3 protein-coding genes and 1 pseudogene are annotated in these 6,000 nt (G+C 56.0%); all 4 read left to right on the top strand.

What is annotated here, in order from left to right:
* A pseudogene (locus tag FE783_RS37770) lies at nt 1–2,887 on the top strand (hypothetical protein); the annotation flags it as partial.
* Between the two features lie 17 nt (nt 2,888–2,904).
* Nucleotides 2,905–3,465, top strand: coding sequence for a CvpA family protein (locus FE783_RS33870; protein ID WP_138883821.1), 561 nt, complete (start codon nt 2,905–2,907; stop codon nt 3,463–3,465).
* 407 nt (nt 3,466–3,872) lie between these two features.
* Nucleotides 3,873–4,835: an ABC transporter ATP-binding protein gene (locus FE783_RS33865; RefSeq protein ID WP_138883820.1), complete on the top strand. Its 963-nt coding sequence runs from the start codon at nt 3,873–3,875 to the stop codon at nt 4,833–4,835.
* 185 nt (nt 4,836–5,020) lie between these two features.
* Nucleotides 5,021–5,977, top strand: a complete 957-nt coding sequence (locus tag FE783_RS33860; protein ID WP_138883819.1) for an ABC transporter ATP-binding protein — start codon at nt 5,021–5,023, stop codon at nt 5,975–5,977.
* Nucleotides 5,978–6,000: the final 23 nt, after the last annotated feature.

Genomic DNA, 6,000 nt, shown 5'->3' with positions numbered 1-6,000 from the left:
GAAAGCGGAGCAAGCGCTGGTCGCCGAGCGGAGCAGAAGCGAGGAAGCGTTGAAGGCGGCGCTGGAAGCGGAGCGGGAGAAAGCGGAGCAAGCGCTGGTCGCCGAGCGGAGCAGAAGCGAGGAAGCGCTGAACGCGGCGCTGGAAGCGGAGCGGGATAAAGCGAAGCAAGCGCTGGCGGCCGAGCTGAGCAGAAGCGAGGAAGCGTTGAAGGCGGCGCTGGAAGCGGAGCGGGATAAAGCGGAGCAAGCGCTGGCGGCTGAGCGGAGCAGAAGCGAGGAAGCGTTGAAGGCGGCGCTGGAAGCGGAGCGGGAGAAGGCGAAGCAAGCGCTGGCGGCCGAGCGGAGCAGAAGCGAGGAAGCGTTGAAGGCGGCGCTGGAAGCGGAGCGCGAGAAAGCGGACCACTTGTTAGTGGAAGAACTGCTGAAAGCAGAGCAGGAACTTGCAGCGGAGCGCAGCAGAGGCGAAAGTGCGCTGAAGGCGGCGCTGGAAGCGGAACGCGAGAAAGCGGAGCAGGCGCTTGAGGCCGAGCGTAACAGAAGCGAGGAAACGCTGAAGGCGGAGCGTGAGAAGGCGGATCACTTGCTTGTGGAAGAGCTTCTGAAAGCGGAGCAAGAGCTGTCGGCGGAGCGCATCAGAAGCGATAGTGCGCTGAAGACGGCACTGGAAGCGGAGCGCAAGAAAGCGGAGCAGGAGCTGGCTGCCGAGAGGCAGGAGCGGAAGGCATTGACCGAACGGCACACCGAAGAACTGGCTAATCTGCAGGCGGAAACGAATCAGCAGCAGGCAGCGAAACGTTTGCTTGAAGAGAAGGCAGTGGTTCAAGAGGCCGAGTTCGGCAAGCTGAAAGCACAGCTTGAGCAAGCCGAGCGGCAGCAGCAATCGGCCGAACAGGAAGCGGCTCGGCTCCGTGAAAATGAAAAGGAGCTGTCCGAGAAGCTCGAACAGATCAAAGCGCAAGTCGTTCTATCGCAAGAAGAGCTGAAGGTCGAACAGCTTGGACGGGAAGCGATGGCCGGGCAGCACGCCGAACAATTGACGAAACTGCAGGAAGCGAATCGTCAACTGGAGGAGTCGTTAAGCAAGCAGGTGGCCAAAAGCAACCGGCTGGAGAAAGACAACCGCTTGCTGGATGAGAACAACCGCGACATGGGGGAAACGGTCAGCAAGCTGATGGAGGAATACCAGAAGCTGCAGAATACGGCCAAAAAACAGCAGGAAAGCTTCGAGTTGAAGCAGAAGCTGATGAGGGAGCAGGAAGAGAAACTGCTCGAAGAGCTGGCAAAACTGCAGGCGGAAACGAATCAGCTGCAGGAAGCGAAACGTATGCATGACGAGAAGGCAGTTATTCAAGAGGCCGAGTTTGACAAGCTGAAATCGCAGCTCGGGCAAGCCGAACAGCAGCTTCAAACGGCTCAAGGTATCGAAGAACGGTATGCGGAGCTGGAGGACCGATACAACCGCATGCAGCAATCGGCCGAACAGGAAGCGGCTCGGCTCCGTGAAAGTGAAAAGGAACTGTCCGAGAAGCTCGAACAGCTGAAGGAGCAAGCCGTTCTATCGGAAGAAGAGCTGAAGGCCGAACGGCTTGGACGGGAAACGATGGCCGAGCAGCACGCCGATCAGTTGACGAAGCTGCAGGAAGCGAATCGTCAGCTGGAGGAAGCGATAAGCAAGCAGGTGGCCAAAAGCAACCGGCTGGAGAAAGACAACCGCTTGCTGGATGAGAACAACCGCGGCATGGGAGAGACGGTCACCAAGCTGATGGAGGAGTACCAGAAGCTGCAGATTACGGCTAAAAAACAGCAGGAAAGCTTCGAGTTGAAGCAGAAGCTGATGAGGGAGCAAGAAGAGAAGCTGCTTCAAGAAATCGTCTCCCTTAGGGAAGACCGCAAGAAGACGGTAGAGGAAATGCAAGCCGAAACGAAGCAAGCTGTTGATGAAGTGCGGCGCAGCGGGCTACAGGCTCTCGAGGAAGAGAAGCGCAGCGGAGCACAGGCCGTCCAAGAGGAGCGGAACCGCGCGGCTCTTGCTCTGGAAGAAGAGCAGCTTAATGGGCAGCGGCTGCTGGAAGAAGGACGCCTGAGAGAACAGGCGCTCGAGCAGGCGTTGGAAGAAGCGCGGCGCCAGGCGGAGGCTGCCTTGGAACAAGCGCGGCGCCAAGCGGATCATGCCGTACAGGACGAGCGGCGCAAGAGCAAGCAAGCGTTGGAGGCGGAGCGGCAAAGGGCGGAGAAGGCGCTGGAAGACGAGCGCCGCAGCTTGGAACAGGCGCTTCTGGCGGAACGGCGCAAGGGAGAGCAGGAGCTTGCCGCAGAGCGTCGCCGCACGGAGCAAGCGCTCGAGCAATCCTCTTCGGGCTTGGAGCGGGCACTGGAGAAAGAACGGCAAAGGCTGCTGGCTCTGTTCGATGAAGAGCGGCATCGCGGATTCTCCCAATTCCAGGCGGAAATTGCCGGATTGAGGGCGCAGCTGGAGGCGGCCGCAGCCGTCGAGCATGAAGTACTGGAGCGGGATCAGGAGCGCGTCAAGGAGCTCGAGTCGTCATTGGAGGCGGAGCAGGAGCGCATCCGGCAGTTGAAGGCGTCATTGGAGGCGGAGCAGGAGCACATCCGGCGGTTGAAGGCGTCTTCGGACGCAGAGCAGGAGCGTATCCGGCAGTTGAAGGCATCTTCGGAGGCGGAGCGGGAAGCTTACGCCGCCGAGCGTGAAGATATGGCCGAGACGTTCGAGCGGGAGCGGAGCGCGTTACGGTACGACCTGGAGCAGCTGCAGAACGAACGGCGCGAGGAAGCGGGACTGCAATTGAAATACAGGAAGCTCCAGGAAGAGTACTCCAAGCTGCAGACCGAATTCAACGAATGGATCGAGCTTGTCGAGAAAGACTAGGGCTAATCGGGCATCGTATGGACTCATTAAACACGTTAGATATCATCGCCGCCGTGATGGTAGCCGCAGCGCTTTTTCTAGGCTACCATCGCGGCTTTGTCGCTCAGCTTGTCTCCATCGCCGGACTGTTTCTCGCCTTGTTGGCGGCGTATTTGTTTTATGACGACGTATCCTCGCTCGTTGCCGTTCTTCTTCCATTGGAACGATTTCAGTCCTATGGTAAATACGCGTTTCTCGCCGAAAACTTGAATTGGAACATTTATTTCTACAATGCGGTGGCGTTTGCCGCCATTTTCTTCATCGTCAAAATCGGCTTGTCCATTGTGGGTCGGCTCCTTCATCTGATCGCTTCGATTCCCGGATTGAAGACGTTGAACAAGTGGAGCGGCGCGCTGTTGGCTTTGGCCGAGGCGATTATCTTATTTGCGATTGCCGTGCACGTCATGACCGTCATACCGTCCGACCGGCTGCAACAGACGTTAGGTAGCTCCGTATCGGCCGGTTACACGATCGAGCATACGCCGGAGCTGACGGCCAGGCTGATCGAGCTTTGGAACAAGGAACGCCCCGGACAATAGAACGGTAAATCAAGCTAGTCAACAACTGAACCTTCATTTCCACTTAGACGTGGTTATGAAGGTTTTTTTGCATTCTGGACAAAAATAACAGTCTTTTGAAACTGAAAATTGTTCCTTGCAGCAAAATAAGGAGTTTAAAAGACTTTTATTCTACTCGATTCCGGGAGACGACCTTTTTGCTATGCCACTTTAAAGCTTGTGTTCATTAAGGCGGTATATCATTAATACACATTTTCGTTAATGCGGGCATCCTTTAAAGCTGTTTATCTTTAACGCTTTTGTGTAATAATGTTTCTTTATTGAGGTTAAAAATGGGAAAAAAAATTTAATGACAATCGAGGGGAAAATAAGTAAAATGATTTTATTGCTTATTTTCTTTATGTAAAGAGCGAGCGGGGGTGAATGATGTGAATGAACCAATTTTACAGGTGAAAACGCTTAAAACTTCATTTCACAATAAAAATAAACAGACAACGGTCGTGGACGGGATAGATTTCGAGATCGGAAGCAACGAAGTGGTCGCCCTGGTAGGCGAATCGGGCTGCGGCAAAAGCATGACCTCCCTATCGATTATGCAGCTGCTTCCGCGTTCGGGAACGATTTCCGGAGGCGAAATCCGGTTCCGAGGCCGAAACCTGCTCCAGTTGAGCAAAGGGGAAATGTCGCGAATTCGCGGACGGCAAATCTCGATGATCTTTCAGGAGCCGATGACCTCGCTGAACCCGGTGCTGACGATCGGACTGCAGATGAGCGAAGCGGTCGTCCGCCATTTGAATGTCAAGAAGCCCGAAGCGAACGCGATTGTGGACGAATGGCTTCGCCGAGTCGGATTCCCCGAGCCTGCACGTACCCGGAAACAATTCCCCCATCAATTGTCCGGAGGCATGAGGCAAAGGGTCATGCTTGCCATGGCCATGTCCTGCAAACCGGATCTGCTGATCGCCGATGAGCCGACAACCGCTCTCGATGTGACCATTCAGGCTCAAGTGCTGGATTTGATTCGCCAATTGCTGAAGGAAACCGGTATGTCGGTGCTGTTTATTACTCACGATCTCGGGGTCGTCGCGGAGATGGCCAACCGGGTTATCGTCATGTATGCCGGTCAAATCGTGGAAACAGCCGATGTCCGTTCGCTATTCACATCGCCGTTGCATCCTTATACGAAAGGGCTGCTGCAATCGACGCCGCGCATGCAGGGCAAGATTGAGAAATTAGTACCGATCCCAGGTATGGTTCCTCCTGCCGGAACGTTTATAGCCGGCTGCCGATTTGCGGACCGCTGCCCGATAGCTACAGCCGAATGCCGCCAAAGTCTGCCCGAGCTCCGGGTCATCGGTCCGGGTCACAGCGTCCGCTGCATCAAGGCCTGATTCGAAGGCTAGCTACACTTTAGGACGTTAAAGTCTGGGGCTCCCCAAAAAGTATCCGGAATAAGCTCCGAAGCTTCTCTTCACTTTTTGGGGATCAAGTATGGGGGCTCCCCCAAAAGTACCCGGAATCAGCCTCGAAGGTTAGCTTCACTTTTGGGGGACTAAAAGTTAGGGGGATTAGAAACTTGAACGCTCCTCTTCTCGAAGTGCATGGGTTGAAGAAATATTTCCCGATAGGGAGAAACTTTAAGTCCGGCTCGGTCAAAGCGGTGGACGATGTGAGACTGACGTTGAACGAGGGCGAGACGCTCGGCATCGTCGGCGAATCTGGCTGCGGGAAATCGACGGTAGGCCGGCTCATTCTCCGGCTGCTCGATCCGACGGACGGCGAGATCCGTTTCAACGGCAAATCGATCGGCAAGATGAGCCAGCGGCAGCTTCGGCCGCTGCGCAAAGATATGCAGTGCGTGTTCCAAGACCCGTACGCTTCGCTGAACCCGAGAATGTCGGTCGGGAACGCTATCGCGGAGCCGCTCGTCATTCAAGGCGGCAGAAGCTGGCGGGAAGCGACGAAGGAAGCCGAGTCGCTGCTCGAAACGGTGGGCTTGAGCTCGCAAGCCGCGAGATTGTATCCGCACGAGTTTTCCGGCGGACAGCGGCAGCGCATCGCCATCGCCCGGGCGATATCGCTAGCGCCGAAAATGATCGTGGCCGACGAGGCGGTATCCGCCTTGGACGTATCGATTCAGGCGCAAATCGTCAACCTGCTCGGCAGTCTGCAGGAAAAAACGAAAGTGTCTTACTTGTTCATTTCCCACAATTTGAGCATCGTCCGGAATATTTCCAACCGGGTGGCGGTCATGTACTTAGGCCGGGTTGTGGAGACGGCCAGCCGGGATCAGCTATTTACGAATCCCCAGCATCCATACACGCAAGCGCTGCTGTCATCCGTTCCGGAGCCCGATGTGGATTTCAAACGGGAAAGAATCGTGCTGAGCGGCGAGGTGCCGAACGCGGCCAATCCGCCATCCGGTTGTCCGTTTCATCCGCGATGTCCGCACGCCACGGACCGTTGCCGCAGCGAGCGGCCTGAATTCAGGGAAGTGCAGCCGGGGCATTTCGCCTCGTGCCATTTCATATAAACGGCGGGAGTCGAGCTGTCCTT

The organism is Paenibacillus mesophilus, from assembly GCF_005938385.1.
In the GTDB taxonomy this organism is placed as follows: Bacteria; Bacillota; Bacilli; order Paenibacillales; family NBRC-103111; genus Paenibacillus_AB; species Paenibacillus_AB mesophilus.
The sequence above is the reverse complement of the archived record's forward strand: the minus strand, read 5'-3'. Positions and strand labels throughout refer to the sequence as shown.

Excerpts from the sequence above, each read along its gene's own strand:
- FE783_RS33870 (WP_138883821.1), top strand. The coding sequence starts at position 2,905 with ATGGACTCATTAAACACGTTAGATATCATCGCCGCCGTGATGGTAGCC.